Source organism: Paraburkholderia dipogonis (assembly GCF_042680985.1).
Lineage (GTDB): Bacteria > Pseudomonadota > Gammaproteobacteria > Burkholderiales > Burkholderiaceae > Paraburkholderia > Paraburkholderia phytofirmans.
Map to the genome: position 1 here is coordinate 362,487 of NZ_JBHUFR010000011.1, position 23,267 is coordinate 385,753.

Annotated in this window: 18 protein-coding genes; 13 read left to right on the plus strand and 5 right to left on the minus strand. The window is 63.6% G+C overall.

The annotated features are described in order from the left end of the window. The first annotated feature begins 6 nt into the window (after positions 1–6). Together ACFSNN_RS17080 and ACFSNN_RS17085 are read left to right on the plus strand one after the other, a co-directional pair. The gene (locus ACFSNN_RS17080) at positions 7–1,443 is read left to right on the plus strand and encodes an aldehyde dehydrogenase family protein (RefSeq protein ID WP_134456735.1); all 1,437 of its coding nucleotides are present in this window, start codon (positions 7–9) and stop codon (positions 1,441–1,443) included. Positions 1,444–1,791: 348 nt separating this feature from the next. After that, a complete protein-coding gene (locus ACFSNN_RS17085) occupies positions 1,792–3,261 on the plus strand; it encodes a DEAD/DEAH box helicase (protein WP_134456734.1) in 1,470 nt (489 codons plus the stop codon). 214 nt (positions 3,262–3,475) lie between these two features. Here ACFSNN_RS17085 and gluQRS read toward each other — a convergent pair whose 3' ends face one another. Both gluQRS and ACFSNN_RS17095 read right to left on the minus strand, forming a co-directional pair. Then, positions 3,476–4,366, minus strand: coding sequence for a tRNA glutamyl-Q(34) synthetase GluQRS (gene gluQRS / locus ACFSNN_RS17090; protein WP_134456733.1), 891 nt, complete (start codon positions 4,364–4,366; stop codon positions 3,476–3,478). 31 nt (positions 4,367–4,397) lie between these two features. Next, positions 4,398–5,261 (minus strand): sulfurtransferase, encoded by an 864-nt coding sequence (locus ACFSNN_RS17095; RefSeq protein ID WP_134456732.1) that lies wholly within the window; start codon positions 5,259–5,261, stop codon positions 4,398–4,400. Between the two features lie 331 nt (positions 5,262–5,592). Here ACFSNN_RS17095 and dnaE point away from each other — a divergent pair, with 331 nt between their 5' ends. Next, a complete protein-coding gene (gene dnaE, locus ACFSNN_RS17100) occupies positions 5,593–9,171 on the plus strand; it encodes a DNA polymerase III subunit alpha (RefSeq protein ID WP_134456731.1) in 3,579 nt (1,192 codons plus the stop codon). Between the two features lie 36 nt (positions 9,172–9,207). On the opposite strand, the gene ACFSNN_RS17105 is transcribed toward dnaE, so the two are convergent. After that, positions 9,208–9,969 carry a glycosyltransferase family 2 protein gene (locus ACFSNN_RS17105; RefSeq protein WP_134456730.1) on the minus strand — a complete coding sequence of 254 codons (762 nt, stop codon included), beginning with the start codon at positions 9,967–9,969 and terminating at the stop codon, positions 9,208–9,210. Positions 9,970–10,169: 200 nt separating this feature from the next. Between ACFSNN_RS17105 and msbA the strand changes: the two genes are divergently transcribed. The 5 genes from msbA to ACFSNN_RS17130 all read left to right on the plus strand — a co-directional run bounded on the left by msbA (position 10,170) and on the right by ACFSNN_RS17130 (position 17,237). After that, on the plus strand, positions 10,170–11,963 hold the full coding sequence (gene msbA, locus ACFSNN_RS17110; RefSeq protein ID WP_134456729.1) for a lipid A export permease/ATP-binding protein MsbA: 1,794 nt from the start codon (positions 10,170–10,172) through the stop codon (positions 11,961–11,963). A gap of 114 nt (positions 11,964–12,077) precedes the next feature. Next, positions 12,078–13,154: a glycosyltransferase family 4 protein gene (locus tag ACFSNN_RS17115; protein ID WP_134456728.1), complete on the plus strand. Its 1,077-nt coding sequence runs from the start codon at positions 12,078–12,080 to the stop codon at positions 13,152–13,154. A gap of 344 nt (positions 13,155–13,498) precedes the next feature. Then, entirely contained in the window at positions 13,499–14,626 is a 1,128-nt protein-coding gene (locus ACFSNN_RS17120) for a glycosyltransferase family 9 protein (protein ID WP_134456727.1), read from the plus strand. Then, complete coding sequence (locus tag ACFSNN_RS17125) at positions 14,626–15,972, plus strand: O-antigen ligase family protein (protein ID WP_134456726.1); 1,347 nt, start codon at positions 14,626–14,628, stop codon at positions 15,970–15,972. The genes ACFSNN_RS17120 and ACFSNN_RS17125 overlap by 1 nt, the downstream gene beginning before the upstream one ends. 5 nt (positions 15,973–15,977) lie before the next feature. Further along, positions 15,978–17,237 carry a glycosyltransferase gene (locus ACFSNN_RS17130; protein WP_134456725.1) on the plus strand — a complete coding sequence of 420 codons (1,260 nt, stop codon included), beginning with the start codon at positions 15,978–15,980 and terminating at the stop codon, positions 17,235–17,237. Between the two features lie 16 nt (positions 17,238–17,253). On the opposite strand, the gene ACFSNN_RS17135 is transcribed toward ACFSNN_RS17130, so the two are convergent. Together ACFSNN_RS17135 and ACFSNN_RS17140 are read right to left on the minus strand one after the other, a co-directional pair. Then, on the minus strand, positions 17,254–17,574 hold the full coding sequence (locus ACFSNN_RS17135) for a hypothetical protein (protein ID WP_134456724.1): 321 nt from the start codon (positions 17,572–17,574) through the stop codon (positions 17,254–17,256). An 85-nt stretch (positions 17,575–17,659) separates the two neighbouring features. Next, positions 17,660–18,208, minus strand: coding sequence for an ester cyclase (locus ACFSNN_RS17140; protein WP_134456723.1), 549 nt, complete (start codon positions 18,206–18,208; stop codon positions 17,660–17,662). 220 nt (positions 18,209–18,428) lie between these two features. Here ACFSNN_RS17140 and ACFSNN_RS17145 point away from each other — a divergent pair, with 220 nt between their 5' ends. From ACFSNN_RS17145 to ACFSNN_RS17165, 5 genes are all read left to right on the plus strand, one after another. Next, positions 18,429–19,355 carry a recombination-associated protein RdgC gene (locus ACFSNN_RS17145; RefSeq protein ID WP_134456722.1) on the plus strand — a complete coding sequence of 309 codons (927 nt, stop codon included), beginning with the start codon at positions 18,429–18,431 and terminating at the stop codon, positions 19,353–19,355. 207 nt (positions 19,356–19,562) lie between these two features. After that, positions 19,563–20,972, plus strand: a complete 1,410-nt coding sequence (locus ACFSNN_RS17150) for an HdeD family acid-resistance protein (RefSeq protein WP_134456721.1) — start codon at positions 19,563–19,565, stop codon at positions 20,970–20,972. Between the two features lie 215 nt (positions 20,973–21,187). Continuing rightward, a complete protein-coding gene (locus tag ACFSNN_RS17155) occupies positions 21,188–21,715 on the plus strand; it encodes an Arm DNA-binding domain-containing protein (RefSeq protein ID WP_134456720.1) in 528 nt (175 codons plus the stop codon). A gap of 141 nt (positions 21,716–21,856) precedes the next feature. Then, positions 21,857–22,048: a hypothetical protein gene (locus ACFSNN_RS17160; protein ID WP_166799240.1), complete on the plus strand. Its 192-nt coding sequence runs from the start codon at positions 21,857–21,859 to the stop codon at positions 22,046–22,048. A gap of 1 nt (position 22,049) precedes the next feature. Beyond that, positions 22,050–22,922: a tyrosine-type recombinase/integrase gene (locus ACFSNN_RS17165; RefSeq protein ID WP_166799239.1), complete on the plus strand. Its 873-nt coding sequence runs from the start codon at positions 22,050–22,052 to the stop codon at positions 22,920–22,922. The last annotated feature ends 345 nt before the right edge of the window (positions 22,923–23,267 follow it).

Here is a 23,267-nt window from a genome sequence, read left to right on the forward strand (position 1 = left end):
CGCGTCATGTTGCAGAAGACTTACCCGTACTACCTGGCGAACGTTGCGGTGGCCGCCAACACCGATCTCGAAGTCACCGATAAATTCAGCGGCGAAGTCGCCACCCGCGTCGCGATGGCCGACGCCGCCGCGATCGACAAAGCGATCGGCCATGCCGTCGACGCCATGCCCGCTTTGCGCGCCTTTCCCCCGTTCAAGCGCCAGGCGGTGCTCGAACATTGCGTGAAGCGTTTTCGCGAGCGCTATGACGAGCTAGCGCTGGCGCTGTGCATCGAAGCCGGCAAGCCGATCAACGACTCGAAAGGCGAGGTCACGCGCCTGATCGACACGTTCAAGGTGGCGGCGGAGGAATCGGTGCGCATCGACGGCGAGATCGTCAATCTGGAGATCTCGCCGCGCGCCAAGGGCTATCACGGCTATGTGAAGCGTGTGCCGATCGGCCCGTGTTCGTTTATCTCGCCGTTCAATTTCCCGCTGAACCTGACCGCGCACAAAGTCGCGCCGGCTATCGCGGCGGGCGTGCCGTTCGTGTTGAAGCCGGCGAGCCGCACGCCGGTCGGCGCGCTCATCATGGGCGAGATTCTGGCGGAGACCGACCTGCCGAAAGGCGCATTCTCGATTCTGCCCGCGCATCGCGACGGCGCGGATCTCTTCACCACCGACGAGCGCTTCAAATTGCTGTCCTTCACCGGCTCGCCCGCGGTGGGCTGGGACCTCAAAAAGAAAGCCGGCAAGAAGAAGGTGATCCTGGAGTTGGGTGGCAGCGCGGCCGCGATCGTCGACGGCGATCAGGGCGAGAAGCTCGACTACGTGGTCGACCGGCTCGCGTTCGGCGCGTTCTATCAATCGGGGCAGAGCTGTATCGGCGTGCAGCGGATTCTGGTTCACACGAAAATCTACGATGCGCTGCGCGAGAAGCTGATCGCGAAGACGAAGTCGCTGGTGATGGGCGATCCGAAAGACGAAAAGACCTTTGTCGGGCCGATGATCTCCGAATCCGAGTCCAAACGCCTTGCCGGCTGGATGGACAGCGCGGTGCAGGCGGGCGCGAAAATCGTCGCGGGCGGCAAGGTGGACGGCGCGATGTTCGAGGCTACGCTGCTCGAAGGCGTGAAGCGCGACACGGATCTGTATCGCAAGGAAGCCTTCGGCCCGGTGGCGATTCTGGAGCGCTTCGACGATTTCGGCGCGGCGCTCGCAACCGTCAACGACAGCGACTTTGGCCTGCAAGCGGGCGTGTTTACGGATTCGCTCGCGCACGCGCATCGCGCTTGGGACGAACTCGACGTGGGCGGCGTGGTGATCAACGACGTGCCGTCGTTCCGGGTCGACAACATGCCGTATGGCGGCGTGAAGGATTCGGGGCTGGGGCGCGAAGGCGTGCGCTACGCGATCGAGGATATGACCGAACTGCGGCTGATGGTGATGCGCGAGACGTGGTGAGACGCGCTGTCACGCAACTGTCGTCTCCACGAACTACGCTGCGAGCGAGGCGCGCCGGTGCTTTGCCGCGATTTGCCGGCGGGCGCGCCGCCTGCCGGCACCCGCCTTTCGCGGACGTAAGCAGAAAGCCGGCACATGCGCCATGAGTGTTTTTGCTGAAGTGCTACAATACCGGCCTTTCCGGCGGGTGTTTCCGCCGGCCGGAGCCGGCCGCAATTTTTCCCGCCGTACCGACAGTACCAACGGGTCCCGTGCGGAACGCCGTGGCTCCGCCTTCATCACAATGCCCTCTGCGGTTCCGGCCGCTGCCGCGCGCACGCGCGAAGCGCATTTTTAGCGAAAGCCACCATGTCCGACACAGCCGTCACGCCCAGTACTGCGACTTTTGATCAATTCGGCCTCGCGCCCGACATCCTCAAAGCCGTCAAAGAGTCGGGCTACACCGTCCCCACGCCGATCCAGGAGCAGGCGATCCCTGTCGTGCTGGCCGGCCGTGACATGATGGGCGCCGCGCAAACCGGCACCGGCAAGACCGCGAGCTTCTCCCTGCCGATCATCCAGCGTTTGCTGCCGCAGGCCAGCACGAGCGCTTCGCCTGCGCGCCATCCGGTGCGCGCGCTGATCCTCACGCCGACCCGCGAACTGGCTGACCAGGTTGCCGCGAACGTGCAGGCGTATGCGAAACACACCGCGCTGCGCAGCGCAGTGGTGTTCGGCGGTGTGGATATGAATCCGCAATCCGAGCAACTGCGCCGCGGCGTCGAGATTCTGATCGCCACGCCGGGCCGTCTGCTCGATCACGTGCAACAGAAAACGGCCAATCTCGGCCAGGTGCAGATTCTCGTGCTCGACGAAGCTGACCGGATGCTCGACATGGGCTTCCTGCCGGATCTGCAGCGCATCCTGAACCTGCTGCCGAAAGAGCGTCAGACGCTGTTGTTTTCGGCCACGTTCTCGGGCGAAATCAAGAAGCTGGCCGCCACGTACCTGCGCAACCCGCAGACCATCGAAGTCGCGCGCAGCAACTCGACCGCGACCAACGTGACGCAGGTCGTGTACGAAGTCGCCGAGGGCGACAAGACCGGCGCCGTGGTGCAACTGATTCGCGGACGCGGCCTCAAGCAGGTGATCGTGTTCTGCAACAGCAAGATCGGCGCGAGCCGTCTGGCGCGCAGCCTCGAGCGCGACGGCGTGGTCGCGACCGCGATTCACGGCGACCGCACGCAGAATGAGCGGATGCAGGCGCTCGACGCGTTCAAGCGCGGCGAGATCGAAGCGCTGGTGGCAACGGACGTCGCCGCGCGCGGCCTGGACATCGCCGAACTGCCAGCGGTGATCAACTTCGACCTGCCGTTCAACGCGGAAGACTACGTGCACCGGATCGGCCGCACCGGCCGCGCGGGTGCTTCGGGCGATGCGTTGTCGCTGTGCAGCCCGAACGAGCGCAAGCAGCTGGCCGATATCGAAAAGCTGATCAAGCGTCCGCTGGACGTGCAGCGCCTGACGGTGGAAGCGCCGGTGCGGCATCATCATGAAGAACGCGCGCCGCGTCGCGAGCGCAGCAGCGAGGGCCGTGAGGATCGTGGCAGCCGTCGTCGCACTGGGGCGTCGTCGGGTTCGTACGACCGGCCGCATCATCATCGCGCGCAGCCCGTGGATGATTTCTTCCTGAAGCCTTATGAGCCGTCGCCTTCTTCGGTTCGCAAGATCGAGGAAGCTGCTGCTTCGGCCGCGCCGCAAAAGCCGGCGTCCAAGCAACCGCTGGCAGCGCTGCTGGGCGGGTTTGGGATGCCGCGGAAGTCGTCTTCGTCTACCTGATTTGTAGTTCGCTGGCGCGGCTCGGTTTATCTCAAGGAACCGGGCTTGGCCGCAAGCGGGGCGCCGCTTGAAGCGCGGCAAGATTTGTTGGGGCGCTTCGAAACCTCGCGCCGCACGTTACCGCACCACGTACCACACACCGCGCCGGTTGCCGCAACCAGTCTGCGCAATGCGCGCCGCGCCCGGCGAGATCATTTTCAAACGCGAATCGCGTTCACGCTGCTGGCAACCCCATCCGTTTTGCCCATGCCGCCGTGGCGGCAGCGTAAAAGCCGTCTAGCGTCGTATGGGCCGCAGCGTTTTCCAGATCGAGCCCGAGGTGCCGTGCCGCCGCGCTCAGTGCTTCGAGCGGCTTCTCGCTATCTAGTGCTGTGGCTCCGTTCTGCTTGCTGAGTTTTTCGCCCGTATCATTCGTGACGACGGGCACATGCAGATATTCAGGTGTCGGCACACCCAGGCAGCGCTGCAAATAGATCTGTCGTGCCGTTGAATCCATCAAATCCGCGCCGCGCACGATGTGCGTGATACCCGCGTCCGCGTCGTCGACGACCACCGCCAGTTGATACGCCCACTGGTCGTCCGCGCGCTTCAGCACGAAGTCGCCGACCTCGGTGGCCAGATTCTGCGTCTGTTTGCCTTGCCAGCGGTCTTCGAACGTGATGATCGCCGCGTTGCCGTCGGGCACGCGCAGGCGCCATGCGCGCGCCGGTTTGCCGTGCAGGCCGTCGCGACAGGTGCCCGGATAGGCGAGGGTCGTATTGCGCGTGTGTGCGTCGAGCAGCGAGTCGGCGATTTCCCTGCGCGTGCAGCCGCATGGATAAATCACGCCGTTCGCTTTCAATTGCTCCAGCGCTTCCTGATAGCGCGGCATCCGCGTGCTTTGCCAGACAGGCGGTTCGTCCGCGTGCATGCCGAAGCGTTCGAGCGTGGCGAGGATGTCTTCGGCGGCGCCCGGCACGGTGCGCGGGCCGTCGATGTCTTCAACGCGAACGAGCCATGCGCCGCGATGCGCACGCGCATCCAGCCAGCTGGCTAGCGCGCTGACCAGCGAACCGAAATGCAATGGCCCGGTGGGCGAGGGCGCGAAACGTCCGCGATAGGTCATGGCCGGGCGGTGGCGTGGTGCGCCGCCACCATCACGCGGCGCGCGCCGCCTTGCTGTCCGGATGGCATTCCGGACACGTCTTGCCGGCTACGTACAGCGGCGATTCTTGCGCTTCTGGCGGGACCACCGCGCGGCAGCCGAAGCATTGCGTGGTCTTGCTCGGCTCGAGTTGCGGATTGAGCGCGGTGCGGTAGTCGAATACGAAGCAGTCGCCGTGATAATGCGCGCCGCCCACTTCCTCGAAATACTTCAGAATGCCGCCTTCGAGCTGGTACACGTTCTCGATGCCGACTTCCTTCATGTGGATCGCGGCCTTCTCGCAGCGAATCCCGCCCGTGCAGAACGACACCACCGTCTTGCCTTCCAGGTCGGCGCGATTTTGCTCGATCACCTCGGGAAACTCGCTGAATTTCGTAATGCGGTAGTCGAGCGCATTGTCGAACGTGCCGACGTCGACTTCGAACGCGTTGCGCGTGTCGAGCATCACGACCGGACGGCCCTGGTCGTCGTGCCCGCGGTCCAGCCAATGTTTGAGCGTAGGCGCGTCGACGAACGGCGCGCGGCCGAGCTCCGGACGAATGGCCGGCTTTTTCATCGTGATGATCTCGCGCTTGAGCTTGACCAGCATGCGGGTGAACGGCTGCTTGTCCGACAGACTTTCCTTGAACTGCAGATTCACGAACTTGCCTTCGAACAGCGGGTCGTGGCGGATGTAGTGGATGAAGGCATCGGTGTTTTCGCGCGTGCCGGCGACGAACAGATTGATGCCTTCCGGCGCGAGCAGAATGGTGCCCTTCAGGCCAAGCGCGTTGCAACGCTCCGTGACGAACGGGCGCCATGCGACGGTGTCTTCGATAGTCGCGAAATGATACGAAGAGAGATTGACGATACTCATGAGTGTCCAGCAGTAAGAAGTGACGGCCTCGCGGAAAACGGGGGCGCATTGGGCTGCCCGCCTTCAAACGCCATACGGCGCGGTCACGTCGAATAGAGCGAAACCGGTATTATCCCTCAACCCGGCGCTTTCCCTGACTCGGCCGAATGATCAACGGGTTGCGGTAGCGCAAATCGTTCGTCAACTTGCTGTCGATTTGCTCTGCACGAGCGTCCGCTCGCGTGCTCGGCCAACGTAGAAGCGGCTGTGCGCGCGGCTTGCGCAATGGTGTCCTAAGCCGATCGGCCAACGCGTTGTTTCGGCCTGAAAAGTCCGGACGGGTGGCGTTACAATGTCGCCCATGTCAGATCCCCGCTTCGTCCATCTCCGCGTTCACTCCGAATTCTCGATTGCCGACGGCATCGTGCGTCTTGACGACATCGTCAAGGCCGCGGCCAAAGACGGTCAGGGCGCGCTCGCCCTCACCGATCTCGGCAACGCATTCGGCCTCGTCCGTTTTTACAAGGAAGCCCGCGGCAAAGGGGTCAAACCCATTGCCGGCTGCGACGTCTGGATCACCAATCCGGACGACCGCGACAAGCCTTCCCGTTTGTTGCTGCTCGTCAAAGACCGGCGCGGCTATCTGAATCTGTGCGAACTGCTCAGCAAGGCGTCGCTCACCAATCAGTATCGCGGTCGCGCGGAGGTCGAAGCCGGCTGGCTCGAATCCGGTCTCGGCGAGGGCTTGCTCGCACTATCAGGCGCGCAGCAGGGCGACGTCGGCCTCGCGCTTGCGGCGGGTAACGAGGAAGCGGCCAAACGCAACGCGTTGCACTGGGCGAAGGTGTTCCCAGGCGGCTTCTATATCGAGTTGCAGCGCAGCGGCCAGCCGGGCGGCGAGCAGTACGTGCAGCAGGCGGTCGCGCTCGCGGCGTCGCTGAAATTGCCGGTGGTCGCCACGCATCCCATGCAGTTCATGACGCCGGACGACTTCACCGCGCACGAAGCGCGCGTGTGCATTTCCGAAGGCGACATTCTGGCGAATCCGCGCCGCTCGAAGCGCTTTACGTCAGAGCAGTACTTCCGCACTCAGGAAGAGATGGCGGCGCTGTTCGCGGACATTCCGTCGGCGCTCGCCAACTCGGTCGAAATCGCCAAGCGTTGCAACCTCACGCTCGAACTCGGCAAGCCCAAGCTGCCGCTGTTCCCCACGCCCGACGGCATGTCGCTCGACGACTACCTCGTGCAGTTGTCGAAGGAGGGCCTCGAAAAGCGTCTCGAGCAGTTATATCCAGACGCGGCCGAGCGCGAAGCGCAACGCGAAACGTATTACGCGCGCCTCGAATTCGAGTGCGGCACGATCATCAAGATGGGCTTTCCCGGCTACTTCCTGATCGTGGCGGACTTCATCAACTGGGCGAAGAACAACGGTGTGCCGGTCGGTCCGGGCCGCGGTTCGGGCGCGGGTTCGCTGGTCGCGTACGCGCTCGGCGTGACCGACCTCGATCCGCTGCGCTACAACCTGCTGTTCGAACGTTTCCTGAATCCGGAGCGGGTGTCCATGCCCGACTTCGACATCGACTTCTGCCAGCACGGCCGCGATCGCGTGATCCAGTACGTGAAGGAAAAGTACGGTGCGGACGCGGTGTCGCAGATCGCCACCTTCGGCACGATGGCGGCGAAGGCGGCGGTGCGCGACATCGGCCGGGTGCTCGACCTTGGCTACATGTTCACGGACGGCATCGCCAAGCTGATTCCGTTCAAACCGGGCAAGCACGTCACCATCGCCGACGCGATGAAGGAAGAGCCGCTCCTGCAGGAGCGCTTCGACAACGAAGACGAAGTGCATCAGCTGCTCGAACTCGCGCAGCGCGTGGAAGGGCTGACGCGTAACGTCGGCATGCACGCGGGCGGCGTGCTGATCGCGCCCGGCAAGCTGACCGATTTCTGCCCGCTGTATACGCAGGGCGATGAAAGCGGCGTCGTGAGCCAGTACGACAAGGACGACGTCGAAGCCGTCGGCCTCGTGAAGTTCGACTTTTTGGGTCTGACCACGCTGACGATTCTGGATTGGGCCGAGCGCTATATCCGCCGTCTCGATCCGTCCAAGCAGGACTGGTCGCTCGGGCAGGTGCCGCTCGACGACCCGGCGTCGTTCTCGATCCTGAAGAAAGCGAATACGGTCGCCGTGTTCCAGCTGGAAAGCCGCGGCATGCAAGGCATGCTCAAAGACGCGCAGCCTGACCGCTTCGAGGACATCATCGCGCTGGTCGCGCTGTATCGTCCGGGCCCGATGGACCTGATCCCGAGCTTCTGCGCGCGTAAGCACGGCCGCGAAGTGGTCGAGTATCCGGATCCGCGTGTCGAATCTGTTCTGAAAGAGACCTACGGCATCATGGTCTACCAGGAGCAGGTCATGCAGATGGCGCAGATCATCGGCGGCTATTCGCTGGGCGGCGCCGACTTGCTGCGTCGCGCGATGGGTAAGAAGAAGGCCGAGGAAATGGCCGAGCATCGCGAGCTGTTCCGCCAGGGCGCTGCGAAGAACGGTCTGACCGCGGAAAAAGCGGACGAAATCTTCGACTTGATGGAGAAGTTCGCGGGCTATGGCTTCAACAAGTCGCACGCGGCGGCGTATGCGCTGCTCGCGTACTACACCGCGTGGCTGAAGGCGCACCATCCGGCGGAATTCATGGCGGCGAATATGTCGCTCGCCATGGACGACACGGACAAGGTCAAGATCCTGTTCGAAGACTGTCTCACGAACAAGATGGCGGTGCTGCCGCCCGACGTGAATTTGTCCGCGTACCGCTTCGAACCGGTTGCCGAGCCTGACGGCAAGCGTTCCAAAACGATCCGCTACGGCCTCGGTGCCATCAAGGGCAGCGGCCAGAACGCGATCGAGGAAATCCTGCGCGCGCGCGAAGAAGGTCCGTTCATCGACATTTTCGATTTTTGCAACCGGGTCGATCGCCGCATCGTCAATCGCCGCACGATCGAAGCTTTGATCCGCGCCGGCGCGTTCGACACCTTGCATGCGAATCGCGCGCAACTGATCGCTTCGGTCTCACTCGCCATGGAAGCCGCCGAGCAGGCGAGCGCCAACGCATTGCAGGCGGGTCTGTTCGACATGGGCGACGCACCCTCGCAAGGACATGAACTGGTCGACGAACCGGAGTGGCCGGAAAAGAAAAAGCTGCAGGAAGAGAAGGCCGCGCTGGGCTTCTACCTGTCGGGCCATCTGTTTGACGCCTACAAGAACGAAGTGCGCCGCTTCGTGCGTCAGAAGATCGGCGAACTGAAGGAAGGGCGCGACAAGCTGGTCGCGGGTGTGATCGCATCGCTGCGCACGCAGATGACCCAGCGCGGCAAGATGCTGATCGCGCTGCTCGACGACGGCACCGGCCAGTGCGAAGTCACGGTGTTCAACGAGACGTTCGAAGCGCACAAGCAGCTGTTCAAGGAAGACGAACTGCTGGTCGTGCAGGGGCAGGCGCGTAACGACGCGTTCACGGGCGGCATCCGCTTCACCGTCGACACGGTCATGGACCTCGGCCGTGCGCGCTGCCGTTACGCGGAAGCGGTCAAGGTGCAGATGAACGGCAATGCGGACGCGCTGGCGTTGCGTCGCGTGCTCGAAGCGCACAGCGCGGGTAAGGACGAACCGCAAGCAGTCGCGGCGCCGACGGCTTCATCGCGAGGCGGAAATGGTGGAAATGGCGGCGGCCGTAATGGCGGCGGCTATGGCGGAGGTGGCCAGCGTCAGGCGGTACAGATCCCGAACGGGCTAGCCGTGCAGGTGGTCTATCGCAGCCAGAATGCGGAAGGCGAAATGCGTCTGGGCGACGCATGGCGCGTGAAGCCGACCGACGAACTGCTCGCGGCGTTGCGCGGTGAGTTCGCGGGAAGTTCGATCGAGATCGTCTATTGATCGGTCAGGAGGCCGGCGCGGCTTGCGTTCCACGACCTATCGCCGCGCCTTCTCGCCCAGCCGTGCCAGCTTCAAAAACCGGTAGTACACCGTCTCCGCATTGAACATCGCGATCATGAAACCGGCGCGGCCGTCCAGAAAACCGCGCCGCAACAAGTAAGTCCGCACGAATGCCCACGCGCCGCGCCCAAGCGCCTTGCCGAAGCTGCCGCGCTGACCTGCCGCATGACGTTGCTGGGCGCCTGCTGTCGAATACGCGTCGAGCTTGCGCAACACGCCTTCGAAGTCCTCGTAGGAGTAATGCATCAGCTTGCCGGTGAGCCGCTGCGCCGGCGTGTCGAACACCAGCCGCTCGTGCACGAGGTCGTCGGAGAATCGCGCGGCGCCGCGTTTGAAGAGGCGCGGAATCCAGTCCGGATACCAGCCGCTGTGATGAATCCAGTGGCCGCAAAAGCTCGACAAACGGTCTACCGCGTAGACATCGGCGGTGGGGGCCACCAGCACCGCGCGAATCGCCGACGCCAGTTCCGGCGAGACGATTTCATCGGCGTCGATCGACAGAATCCAGCTCGTGCCGAGCGCGTCGACCGCGCGATTCTTTTGCGGGCCGAAGCCCGGCCAATCGGTCTGTTCGATTACGCGAGCGCCGTGCGTGCGGGCGATCTCGGCGGTGCCGTCGGTGCTGCCGCCGTCGATCACGACGATCTGATCGGCGAAAGACACGGCTTGCAGGCATTCCGCCAGCCGCGCCGCCGCGTTTTTAGTGATGATGGCGACGCCGAGGGTGGTTTCTTGCATACGTGAGTAGCGTGAGGGCGGAGTGACGGAGCGAGGCGCGCAGGCAAGCCGCGTGAAACGAGTCGCACCGGGAGTATACACAGCCGGTTTCTAACCGCCGACGCTCACTCCCAAGCGTTTACAATGCTCCTTTTCGATATTCCGCCCGGCCGGCATTCCGTCCGCCGCGCGGCAGCCGTTCCGCCTTCTCAGAGGATTCCTTGAGCGCGAAGCCAACGTTAAGCAAACCCATCGGTGCAGGCGAGGCGTCGTCGGCCGCCGTCGTCTTTAAACGGCTCTGGCCGTATATCCAGCCGCTGATCTGGGTTCTCCTCGGCGCAATCGTCGCAATGGCAGTGAGCGCCGCCACCGACGCGGCGATCCCGGCCTTGCTCAAGCCTCTGCTGGACAAGGGCTTCGGCGCGCACGCCAACGACAAGACCAAGTGGTTCGTGCCGGCCGCCGTGATCGGCCTCGCGCTGGTGCGCAGCTTGTCGCAATACGCGTCCGGGTATCTGCTCGCCTACGTGACGAACAAGATCCTGCTCGACCTGCGCCTGAAGATGTTCAGCCGCATGATTCACACGAGCGTCGCGTTCTTCCAGCGCGAAACCGCGAGTACGGTCATCAATGCGATCGTCTTCGAGGTGAACCAGATTCTCAACGTGCTGCTGAGCGTGCTGGTCACGCTGGTGCGCGATTCGCTCACTGTGGTCTTCCTGCTCGGCTATCTGTTCTATCTGAACTGGCGTCTGACGCTGATCGTCGCGGTGCTGCTGCCGGCCATCGGCTGGCTGGTCGGCAAAATCAACCGCCGCTTGCGCCGTCTGAACCGCGAGCATCAACTGCTGACCAATGAGCTTTCGTACATCGTCGAAGAATCCGTGGGCGGCTACAAGGTCGTCAAGGTGCACAACGGCGAGCAGTACGAGATGGACCGCTTCGAGTCGATGAGCAAGCGTCTGCGCGGCTACGCCATGCGCATGACCGTGTCCGGCGGCCTCGCGCAGCCGTTGACGCAGTTCCTCGCGTCGATCGCGCTCGCCGTCGTGATTACGATCGCGGTGGTGCAGTCGTCGTCGGATCAGACCACGGTCGGCGGCTTCGTCGCCTTCGTCACGTCGATGCTGCTGATCATCTCGCCGCTCAAGCACCTGATGGACGTGAACCAGCCGCTGCAACGCGGCATGACGGCGTGCGAACTGATCTTCGGTCTGATCGACGAGCCGTCCGAGCCGGCAGGCGGCGGCAAGCCGCTCGAACGCGCGCGCGGCGAAGTGGAATTCCGCGGCGTCTCGTTCAACTACAGCGCCAACGCCACGCACAACCGCCACACGCTCGACCAGGTGTCGTTCAAGGTGGCACCGGGCGAAATGGTCGCGCTCGCGGGCCCGTCGGGCAGCGGCAAGACCACGCTGGTGAATCTGCTGCCGCGCTTTTTCGATCCGACGGCCGGCCAGATTCTGGTCGACGGCGTGGCGATCCCCGAATACGATCTGCACGCGCTGCGCAGCCAGATCGCGATGGTGAGCCAGGACGTGGTGCTGTTCAACGACACGGTCGCCAATAACGTCGCCTACGGCCAGACCGCCGATCCCGCCAAGGTCAAGGCTGCGCTGCGCGCGGCCAACCTGTGGGACACCGTCGAGGCCATGCCGAAAGGCATCGACACACTGGTCGGCGACAACGGCTTGATGCTCTCGGGCGGCCAGCGGCAGCGTCTGGCGATTGCGCGCGCGATCTACAAGGACGCGCCGATCCTGATCCTCGACGAGGCCACCTCGGCGCTGGATTCCGAGTCCGAGCGCCACGTGCAGGCCGCGCTGGAAACCTTGATGAAGGGCCGCACGACACTCGTCATCGCGCACCGCCTGTCGACCATCGAGCGCGCCAGCCGGATCCTGGTCATGGAAGCGGGGCGGATCGTCGAGAGCGGGAGCCATCGGGAACTGCTGGCGCAAGACGGGCTGTACGCGCATCTGCACCGCATCCAGTTCCAGCAGACCGCGGCCTGAAGCGCACGGCACGTCGATCCGCCATTCGGGTTTCCATTCACGCGGTCCGCCAACCCGGACCGCGCATGATTTCCCTCTTTAATATTTGACGAGGCGCAGGCGCGCGCTGTCTGAATGAAGAAACTTGGACTCTCCAGTAACGCCCTGCGGCACAGCGGCGGGCTCGAGCGCTACGCCATGGATCTGGTGCGTGGCTTCGCCGCGCTCGGCGTGGAGCCGGCTTTCTTCGCGCGCCGTTTCGACGCGTCGCTGCCCGAATTCAAACTGGTCGAGCCGCACCGTATCAACGTCTCGTTCCTGCCGGGCAAGCTGCGCGATCGCTGGTTTTCGTGGCGCTTGCGCGCGGCGCGGCGCGCGGCGCAGGTCGATGTGCTGATCGGCTGCAACCGCGTCGATTCATCGGAGATGGCGATTTGCGGCGGCACGCATCTCGGCTTCTTACGGGCCACGGACCGCGAGCGGAAGCGCTCGGACGATTGGCAGATCGCGCTGGAGCGCCGCCAGTACGCGCGCTCGAAAGTCGTGGTGGCGCATTCACAGTTGATGCACGACGAACTGCGCGAACTATACGGCGTCGACGAAGCGAAGATCCGCGTGCTGTATCCGCCCGTCGATGCCACTCGCTTCGCGCCCACCAACGCCGTCACACGCGCCGCGTTGCGCCATAAATATGGTTTCGCCGACCACGAAATCGTCCTGCTGTTTCCGTCAAGCAGCCATGAGCGCAAGGGCTTGCCGCTCATCGAAGCCGCGCTCAGTGACACGTCGCTGCCCGTGGTGGTGGCCGTGGCCGGGCGGCCGCCTGCGCGCACGTCCGAACGGCTGCGCTACATCGGCTATGTGAAAGAGCTCGCCGAGTGCTACCAGGCCGCGGACTTCACGATCCTCGCATCGACGTACGAGCCGTTCGGCCTGGTCGGCATCGAATCGGTGATGTGCGGCACGCCGGTTATTTTTCCGTCGAGCATCGGCTGCTGCGATGCGATCGCACCGCACGCGAAGTTCGTTTTCGCGCCGCACGACCTCGCCGACCTGCGTGCCACCCTTGAGCGGGCGGTGCGCGCGCATCGCGACGGCACGCGTCGCGCGCCGTCCGAGCTTGCCCGCGATGCGGTGCTTTACGACGCAAGCGTGGCCGCTCACGCAAGCGCGCTGCTGACGCTGGCGCGGCAGATCGACGCCGCGCGTTAGGACACGCCGCAGCGTTGCCGCGTAAGGCGCGGGCGGCCCTGCTGGCGCGGTTTTGCGTCGTTCGGCGGCAGGGCCACATGTTATAATTTTGTGCTATCAACGCTCGAACTCAATTCGAGCCGAACACCCCTTTTATTTCATCGAGCTTCCATGCCGGCCTGGACAGGCGGCGGGCGAGAGGCGCCGCGTCCGAGCCGCGCCAGCCCGCCGTGACGGGGCCGTCGCCGCTGCACTGGAGGCCTTCGGAAAGAATACCGCTGGAGATTGTGCATGGCGAACGCGACCTCACGCCGGGTATCGGCGTACAGCAAGATCGCGGCGGGAACCCACGCGCCGATGAGCCTATGAGTCGGCTTGCCGGGCGTCTTCGTATTTTTGCGCGGGCCATTCCGCGACTGCTGATCAAGCCATTGCGCCGCGAGCCACGGCACCCGCGTCGTATCCTGATTGCGCATCATCTATTGCTGGGCGACACGCTGCTGCTCACGCCGTTGCTCGCCAAACTGCGCGAACAATACCCTCAGGCGCAGATCGTCCTTGCCTGTCCAAAGGCGATCGTGCCGTTGTATGCCGGCCGGCCTTTCGACGTCACGGCCTTGCCGTTCGATCCGCGTGATTTCAAGTCCGTGCGCAACGTTCTGCTTTCCGGACCTTACGACCTCGGCATGGTGCTCGGCGACAACCGTCACAGTTGGCTCGCGTTGGGCGCGGGCTGCCGCTGGATCATCGGGCACGCGGGCGACCGCCCGGCCTGGAAAAACTGGCCGCTCAACCGCAGCCTGCCGTATCCCGACACGGCGGCGGCCTGGGCCGACCTCGCCACGGAACTGATTGACGGGCCGCCGCCGCGCGCTTATCGCCCAGCCGACTGGAGCGCGCCGCAACACGCGGCGCTGCCCGAGCCGTCGCTGCTAACAAAGCCTTACGTCGTGCTGCATCCGGGCGCGAGCACGAGCGTCAAACGCTGGCCCAACGCGCGCTGGCGCGAGCTTGCGCAACGCGTTGAAGCACTCGGCTATCTGCCGGTATGGACCGGCGGCCCGGGTGAAGCGGAACTGATTCGCGCGATCGACCCGGACCCGCATCATCCGAATCTGGCCGCGCGGCTCGGTCTCGGCGAGTTATGGCATCTGTTTGCCGGCGCGCAAGCCGTGGTTTGTCCCGATACCGGCGTCGCGCATCTGGGGCGTCTGATTGGGGTGCCCACCCTCGCGCTGTTCGGGCCGGGCAACGCGCTGATTCACGGCGCGGGCCGCTATTGGCGCGAGGTGCCCTTCGTGCCGATTACGATCGCCGATATGCCGTGCCGCGATCAGCCTTTTATTTTCCGCCGGGAGGTAGCATGGGTGCGACGCTGTGATCGCAACGAGACGACCTGCGTCGCGTGGCGCGGCGACCATGCCGACTGTATGGGCCGGCTGTCGGTCGAGTCGGTATACAACGCATTGCAAAATGTTCTGGTGAAAGTGTAATGACTCACACGGCTGCGCGAGTGGAGCGCGTGTTCTGGGTTGCCTGTCCGGTCATTCTGTTCGTGGTGATGTTCGGCCACATGACGGCGATCGTCTTCAATGCGCTCGCCCTGATGGCGCTCGGCGTGGCGGCGGCGGCCCGGTCGCCGGAGCGGCCCTCGCTGTGGCGCTGGCCGCTGGCGCTGCCCATCGCGGGCTGGGCCGGCTGGAGCCTCGCCTCGGTCGCGTGGTCCATGTATCCGATGATCAGTCTGCACGCGTGGTGCGACGAAGTGCTCTATCCGCTGGTGTCGTTCTGGGGCTTCTGGCTATTCGGCACGCAACTGCGGCGGCCCGAGCCCGTGGTGGCCGTCAACTGGATCGCCTGCCTGGCGGTCGCCGTGATCAGCGCGCTCAACTGGGGGCATTTGCAGCCGCCCACCGCCAATACTTTCCCCATGCATTTCTATAACCGCGTCGGCCACACCAGCACGCTCGCGGTATTTTCCATGGCGCTGTTCGCGGGTTTCTTGCTGCGGCCGCGCTGGCGCGTGATCGGCGCGAGCGGCATCGTGCTGTGTCTCTTCATTGGCCTCGCAACGCTCAACCGGTTCTTCTGGCCTGCGGCCGCGGCGACGCTGCTGGTCGCGCTGTTCCCGCTGTACCGGCGGCGCCTGCCGCTGGCGTTGCTGGTCGTCGTCGTAGTGGGCGCGGCCGGCGTCGGCACGCTCGAGCTGAGTTCGCGTCTGCGCTCGGCCGCGCTGCCTCCCGCGGTGCAGCAGCCGCATGATCTGGCGATCGAAGGTCATCAGGTGTACGTGCCGGGTTCGCTGTCCGCGATCGGTGACACGGTATCCGCCGACACGCGTCCGAAGCTCTGGGCGTTCTATATCCGCGAGGCCGAGCGCCACGCGTGGGTCGGCGTGGGCTTCGGCAAGCCGCTGCCCGGTATCGTCTATCGCAGCGAAATGCCGGCCAGTTTGCTGGCGGTCGAACCGCAAGCACTGACGCATGCGCACAATCTGTTCATCAACACGTGGTTGCAGACGGGATTCGTCGGCGTGGTGCTGCAGACCGTGCTGCTGCTGTGCCTCGTCCTGCGTTTCTGGCGCTTGCGGCGAGTCAAGCCCTGGCTGTGCGCCGCGGGCGTCGCGCTGGTGGCCGGCATGATCGCGAAAAATTCGACGGATGATTTCATGTGGCAGACCACCATGCTCGCATTCTGGGCTTTTGCAGGCCTGCTGCTAGGTTGCGCGGAACAGGCGCGCGCGCCGGGCGCGGCGTCGAGCGGGACTGCACGTGGGCAATCCACGGCGGCACGCAGTGAACAGCGGCGCGAAGCGCCAACGGCCGAGCTGGGCGAATAACCGAGATGACGAACGTGCACCCCCCCTCTGTCGAAGCCGACCGCACTCCGCTGCGCATCCTGTTTCATATCAACGATTTCGGCAAAGGCGGCACCGAGACCGCGTTGCTTTCCTGGCTGAAGACGCTCGACCGGCGCCAGTTCGCGCCGAGCCTTTCGGTAGCGTATCCGACCGACGATCTGACATTCTGGCGCGCACAGTCGATTCCCGAAGACGTTCCCGTTCACGTACTCGCTTCGTCGAAATGGATGTATGCGCTGCATCAGGCGGCGCGCGTGCGCAAGCTGGGCACCGGCGAGAAGTTATTGCACAAGCTGTTGACCTACGGCGCGATCCGGCCGCTGCTGGCGTTGCGTATGCGGCATCTCGTCAGGCAACACGATCTGGTCTGCGATTTCGATTTTTCGCTGCGCCATATGGCGGGCAGTTGCAATGTGCCCTGGTTCGGCGTGAACCATTTCAGCCTCGCGGCACGGCTCGGCAGCAAGAGCGCGCGATACATCGCCCGGCGTGTGCGGCATTACGCGCGTTACTCGGCGATCACCGTGCTGATCCCCGCCATGCTGCACGAGGCGCGGGAGCTCTTTTCGACAACCGGCGTGGACATGGACATCGTCGAGTTGCCGAATGTGATCGACGTCGACGCGCTGCGCTCCGCGGCGCGCGCGGAGATCAAACGTCCGGCTGAGTCGTTCATCGTTTCCGTGGCGCGTCTGGACGAAGGTCAGAAGGACCACAAGACCTTGTTGCGAGCCTACGCCCAGTTGCGCGAGCGCGGCCGCTGCGAGGCGGCGCTCGTCCTGATCGGCGACGGGCGCGACCGGGGCGAGCTCGAGCAACTCGCCGACCAACTGGGGATCGGTGCATCGGTGCAGTTTCTCGGCTTCTGTGCGAATCCGCTGCCCTATATCCGGCAGGCGGAAATGCTCGTCCTGAGCAGCCGCTACGAGGGTTGCGCTGTGGTGCTCGGCGAGGCGATGGCGCTCGGCACGCCGGTGCTGTCGACGGATTGCCCGACCGGCCCGCGAGATATGCTGGAAGGTGGCAAGGCCGGCCTGCTGGTGCCGATCGGCGACGTGGACGCCATGGCGCTCGCCATGGAACGCCTGCTTACGGACACCGAACTGCGCCGCAGCGTCGCCCAGGCCGCGCTGCAAAAAGTGGAGACCTTCACGCCTCCGCGCGCCAATCAGCGGATGCTGGAACTGGCGTTGCGTCTGCTGGCGAAGCAGGGCTCGCCGTCGGGCGTGCTGGAGCCTCGCTGAAGCGCAAGCCCCGGATTCATACGCCGCCGGTCACCAGCGGCAATACCGTCAAGTCCGGATGCGTGCCTTCCACGATGCTGCGGCCCACGTGCACGGCTTCGTAGACGGCTTCGTCCTCGCCCGCGAAGCTCTCTTCGCCGTCGGGGTGAAACGGCACCGCATGGCCGGGAATGGCCGGGTCCGCGCCCGGATGACAAACGTAGCCGATATACGTGTAGCGCTGATTCGCCGCGGTCGGCGGGTGCCCTTCGCTCGGTGGGTTTTTCAGAAACGGCGCTACGTGAATCTCGAATCCCTCGTATTCCACCATCTGCCAGGCTGCGGTTTGATCGGCCATGGCCGCCTCCGTCTAGTCACGCGCTTGTCAAAAAGTCTAGGCGATTTCAACGTGAAGCGCGCTCAAAACGGCTACGGCTAAACCACTACGGCTTGATGGCGCCGAGTTGCTTGAGCAGCGTCAGGTTGTCTTCGAGGTGCCAGTTTTCGACGATGCGGCCGTCTTTCACGCGATACAGATCGAAGGCCTGGAAGTCGACGGTCTGGCCGCTGCCTTTCAGGTCCTGGAACTGCCCGGTGAAATGGCCATGGAAATGCAGATGAACCGAGGCGCGATCGCCGGCTACCACGAGGTCGTCGATTTCCGCGTGCAGGTCCGGCACCGCCGCGCGAAAACCCTTCGATGCCTGCAGCGGACCGTCAGGACCTTGCGGGCGTCCATCCGGCAAGGTGCGGTCGATGAAGGCGGGCGACAGTGCGAGCTTCGCGTAGGCCTCGTCGCCGGTGTTCCAGAAGGCGGCGTAGCGGCGGGCGGTCAGCACGACTTCGGCGCTCTGCGCCGAGTTCGACGCGACAGCGACGTGGTGCGGTACGGGCAGGTCGGCGTCGTTTGCTGCGTGGGCGCTCAAGGCGCCGGCGAAGCTTGCGGCGACCAGCATATGACGGGTGATCCGGGAGAGAGAAGAGGTGGACATGGCGCGCTCCAGACAAAGAGTTGAAGGGGATGAAGCGCATTCTCCAGCGCAGACCCGCATTTGATAATCGGTCTGTTGCTTAAAGGATTTTCGGCTTTTATTTGAAAATGCCCACCGCGCCGTGAACGCCCTAGCGACGAAGTAACAGAGTCCTTCCAGCTGCCCGCGCGACGTCTATCGTCAGATAGAATGGTGCGCTTTGCCCGTACCGACACTGCCCATGTGGTTCAAAAACCTTCAGCTTCACCGTCTTCCCGCTCCGTGGTCCGTCACCCCGGAACAGATGCAAAAGTGGCTCGCGCCGCACGCGTTCGCGCCAGGCAACAGCGTCGAGATGCAAAGCCATGGCTGGGCGTCGCCGCGCGATAACGACTCGCTGGTGTATGCGCTCAACGGCCAGATGTTGCTGGTGTTTCGCGCCGAAAAGAAACTGCTGCCGGCCTCGGTCGTCACGCAGGTGACCAAGGAACGCGCGCTCGAACTCGAAGATCAGCAGGGCTTCAAACCCGGCCGCAAGCAGATGCGCGAACTCAAGGAACAGGTCACCGACGAACTGTTGCCGCGCGCTTTCAGCATTCGCCGCGACACGCGCGTGTGGATCGATTGCAAGAACGGCTGGCTCGTGATCGACGCCGCTTCGCAAGCGGTCGCCGATGAAGTGCGCGGCCTGCTGGTCAAGTCGATCGATCAATTGCCGCTCGGCACCGTGCGCGTCACGCACTCGCCGGTCGCGGCCATGACCGAATGGCTGCTCTCGGGCGAAGGCCCCGCCGGCTTCACGCTCGACCAGGACACCGAATTGCGCTCGCCCACCGAAGGCAACGCGACCGTGCGCTATGTCGGACATACTTTGGATGCCGAAGATATGCGCCGTCATATCGAAGCCGGCAAGCAATGCATGCGGCTCGCCATGACGTGGAACGATCGCGTGTCGTTCGTGCTGACGCCTTCGCTGACGATCAAGCGTATCGCGCCGCTCGACGTGCTGAAGGAAGCGAGCGATCCCACCGCGCAAAACGACGACGAACGCTTCGACTCCGACGTCACGCTGATGACGGCTGAACTCGACCGCATGCTGAGCGATCTGCTCGATGCATTGGGTGGCGAGCAGGGTGGTGAAGCCATGCCGCAAGCCAAGGCGGCGTAAGCAGCTTCTGGTTTTAAGGTTCGTTGCAGGCCGGCGCGTTGAAGTCACTCCGCGCCGGCCTTTTTCATGGCCGATCGGTCTGGCGCGAGCGAGGCGTGGCAAATATGCTTTGCCTCTTCGCGGATCATGCCGGAGCCTCGCGCGCCCGCAGCGCGAAACTGGTTAAGATGGCGCTCAGCAGAACGCATCTGTCACGGAGGACTTGCAATGGTTCGTCTGGTCATGATTCTGTTGGGCGTCGATTATCTGCGCACGCGCTGGCGATCGTTGCGGATCGTCGGTTGCATCAGTTTTCTGCTCGGTGTCTTCGTCTTCATCGACGCGCTCGATAGCGCGCTCTATTTTCCCATCACCCCGTTCGTCTCGTTGCTGCTGCTCGAAGGCCTTGCCACGCTGGCCGTCGCCTGGACCGGCATGGGCGGGCAACGCACGCTGCGCTATGTGAAGGGCCTTGCGTTCACCACCGCGGCGGCGCTGATTCTGATCGGCCACGAGCACGGCAATTTCATTCTGTCGATGATCTTCGGCACGCTCTTTTTCGCCGATGGCCTCCTGCAGATCGTCGCGGCGAAAGTGGTCCGCTTTCGCACGTGGCGGCTTGCGATGATCGGCGGCGCCGTCGAAATCGCGCTGGCGATTTTCTTCTATCAACCCTATCCGACGCACTACGTTGGCACGGTGCCGTACTGTGTCGGACTCGGCCTGATCTTTGGCGGATGGAACATGATCCTGCTGAGCGCGCGGGTGCGGCGGCTCGCGTCGAACCCCGCTGTTGCCGCGGGCGATTCCGCGGCGGAGGCCGGCATTGCCGCCGCGAGCGCGCTGGCCGCGAGCCGTGTGATTGCGCACGAGTGGGACGGGCCGCCCGCCGCCGACGAAGCCGCGTTGACCGTGCACGTATGGACGCCGGTCGGCTCTGCCAGGGGCGAAGCGCGCCGGCAATTGATCGTGGACCGCTATATCGCGGCGGTGGATCGCAACGGCGTGATATCGACCGGCCATGCCGCGCTTGAATCGCCCGAGGGCGTCTATATCAGCCTGTATCCGGGCGTCGAGATCGATCGGTCGCCGGACGATTTCGCGCGGCTTCTGCGTGCCACGCGTGAGAACGACGTGCCGGGGCTATTTCAGCCCGATTACCCGACCGAATCGAAGGCGTGGTGTCCGTCGACGGTTCAGGTGCGCATCCGCAACTACGATCCGGTACGCCTCGCCCGCTTCTGGGACACCTATCGACAGGACACGACCTACAACCTCACGCATCGCAACTGTTCCAGTAGTGTCTCGCGCGCATTGGAAGCGGCGATCGAAGGCGCCTCGTCGCGCGTGTGGGGCAATCTCGGCGGCTGGCAGCCGTTTCTGCGCGTGATCTCCACGCCGGAACTGTGGGTCGCCGCGCAAGTGCGCAAGCGCGCCGCGACGATGGCATGGACACCCGGCCTCACGCTCGACTACGCGCGGGCGCTGAGCATGCTGGCCGACCCGCGGCCTTCGGGCTGGGTCAAGATGGCGCGGCTCGCGGTGCGCAGAATGGTTCGCTCGCGTCAGCAATGGCGTGAAGAGGCCCGTCACGCACACGTTGCCGACGACGCGGCGTGCGGCACGGTGCGCGAATGACGCGCGCCAGACACGCGTGCTGACCAACTTCGGCGTTGCGGTGGAAATGGCAATCGCATCAACGGGTTGCAGTTTTTGCCGAATGGTTATGCACAGATTTGCGAACAGATTCTGTGGATAAATTCTTCCCGCGACGCACAAGGTGCGCAACATCTGTTCCGTTTAGATCTAACAGCTTGGTTGTTGGCGCACGGCCTCCGGTTGTCCGTATCATCGTGACACCGCAGGTGTTTGGTGGGGAAAATCGGTCGCAATCAATCAGCGAAGGGTCGCTCCTTAAACTCAATGTCGCCGATCACGGCCGCGTCGTGAACGACGGCACCGGCCTGTCCGGTCGGGCGCATGCCGGTGCGAAAGGGATTAGCGTCCATTTCCGCTATCGGTACCACTTCGAGGGGGAGTTCCGGAAAATGCCGCTTGGCGCGTGGCCCCGCGTGGCGCTTGCCGCGATCCGGCTGAAAGTCGATGAAACGAAGCTGCGTGTGGAGCGCGGCGGCAATCCGGCAGGCCAGCGCAAGCTGGTCGCGGAAAAGTTGAAAGTCGAGAAGGCACGGGTTGTACAGCAGCAGCCGGAACTGCTCGAACGGGATCGCGAGCATGCGCAGTCACAACTGACGGTGAAGGCCATGTTCGAAGCGTGGCGTCCCGAGGCGATGGTGGACAACACACCGAGGGGGCACATTGGGTTCGCCGTCTCATTGAACTGCATCTGTTGCCGGATCAGGCAATACGCGGGTTATTGATATCACGTCAGGCAATATTTGCCATCCAGTTCGCAGACTTATCGACACAGGGAAAATTTCGACTAGCTTATCGCTGCGCGTGTACGCGAACGCGATGTTCGTGTGGGCGGCCAGACGCAAGCCGTGGAGGCTGTTTTTGGAATGAACCCCGTTGAGGAGGTGGACGTCAAGCGCATGTTGCCTGCGGGATACCAGGACTGGTGTGATCGCGTTCTCGAAGATGACGAGATCGTTGAACTGCGTAACCGCTTTCAGGTCATCCGCAGCACGTGGAACTCCATGCCGGGGCCTCGCCGTGGGAATATCGCCAGGCGCGATTCCGCGCGAACATGAATTGGCCGTCTGGATCACGCTGGCAACACTCGTGCGTATCAACGAAATCTGCACAGCACAATGGCGGGCGCACATCAACTTTGAAAAAGCCACGTGGTTTAAACCAGCCTCTCAGTCGAAGAACCGCAACGCATTCACCATCCACTTGTCTGCATTCGCGCTGCGGCTGCTGCGTAAGCTGACCGGTCACACGGCGTACATGCTCCCGCACACGAAACATGGCGACAAGCCATTGACGACCGCGATCTTGAAGTGTGAAATCGGCTCGCGGCAAAGCCATGGGAAGAAGTGGACGGGGAAGTTCCAGTACGCAGAAATGACCGCGCTCCCGCTGGTGCTCTACGGTGGTCCGTGGAGCTGGCATGACCTGCGTCGGACGGGTGCAACGTTGATGCAGGCCTGCGGTATTGACGAGTCGCTTGTCGACCGTTGCCTGAATCACTCGCACTCCACAATGGCACGCAACAAGCGGGTGGACCCCCGGCTTCTGAAGGCTCGCGCAGATGGATCGCGACGAACAGGGCGTGCGGTGGTACGACACAGGCAAATCATAGGGTGTGATTTCCGCGGCCCTATCACCGGCAGCTGTGCGCGTGTCATGCACTGCATGAACCCGAGGGGCGGCTACGATCGCCCCTTTCTGTTTGCAAGTCACTTGTTCCTTTTTCCCGGAGTCGTCCTATCGTCCCTCCTTCTCTGCCGCGCGTACAGCTACAGTGTCTGCACTGCCTTTCCAACTCTCTGCAGCGTCTGCCTTCCCCGGCGGTCGCTGCTTTCACCCGCCTCGCGGGGGCTTTTTTTCACGCCTTGCCATACCTCACTGTCTGTCGGGATTTGTCCTGCGTCAATCAAGCCGTTGCGTGGCTATGCGTAATACCTATCTGGATTTTGTTTTACGAATCTGTGACTGTTTTTAGCTGTACACCGGCTTGAGCCGATTTGATAATGCATAGGCACGCCGACACTGCGAGCATGGAGTGCATCTCTGGATATTTTGTAGGATTCCGTAATACCGAGGCCCGGTAAGACTTAGAACCATAACTTTCCGAGGGACAGCCAATGTCGTGGGTTATCCAGCCGCGTACGCCGGAAGTTACCGGCGATGCGCGGACGCAATGGTTGTCCAAACCGCTTTCCCCTTTTTCCCGACCCGCTGACGCGAGGCATGCATGACCCGGTGGACCACCCAGACGCGCACCCTCACGTTCAGCGGTGCCGC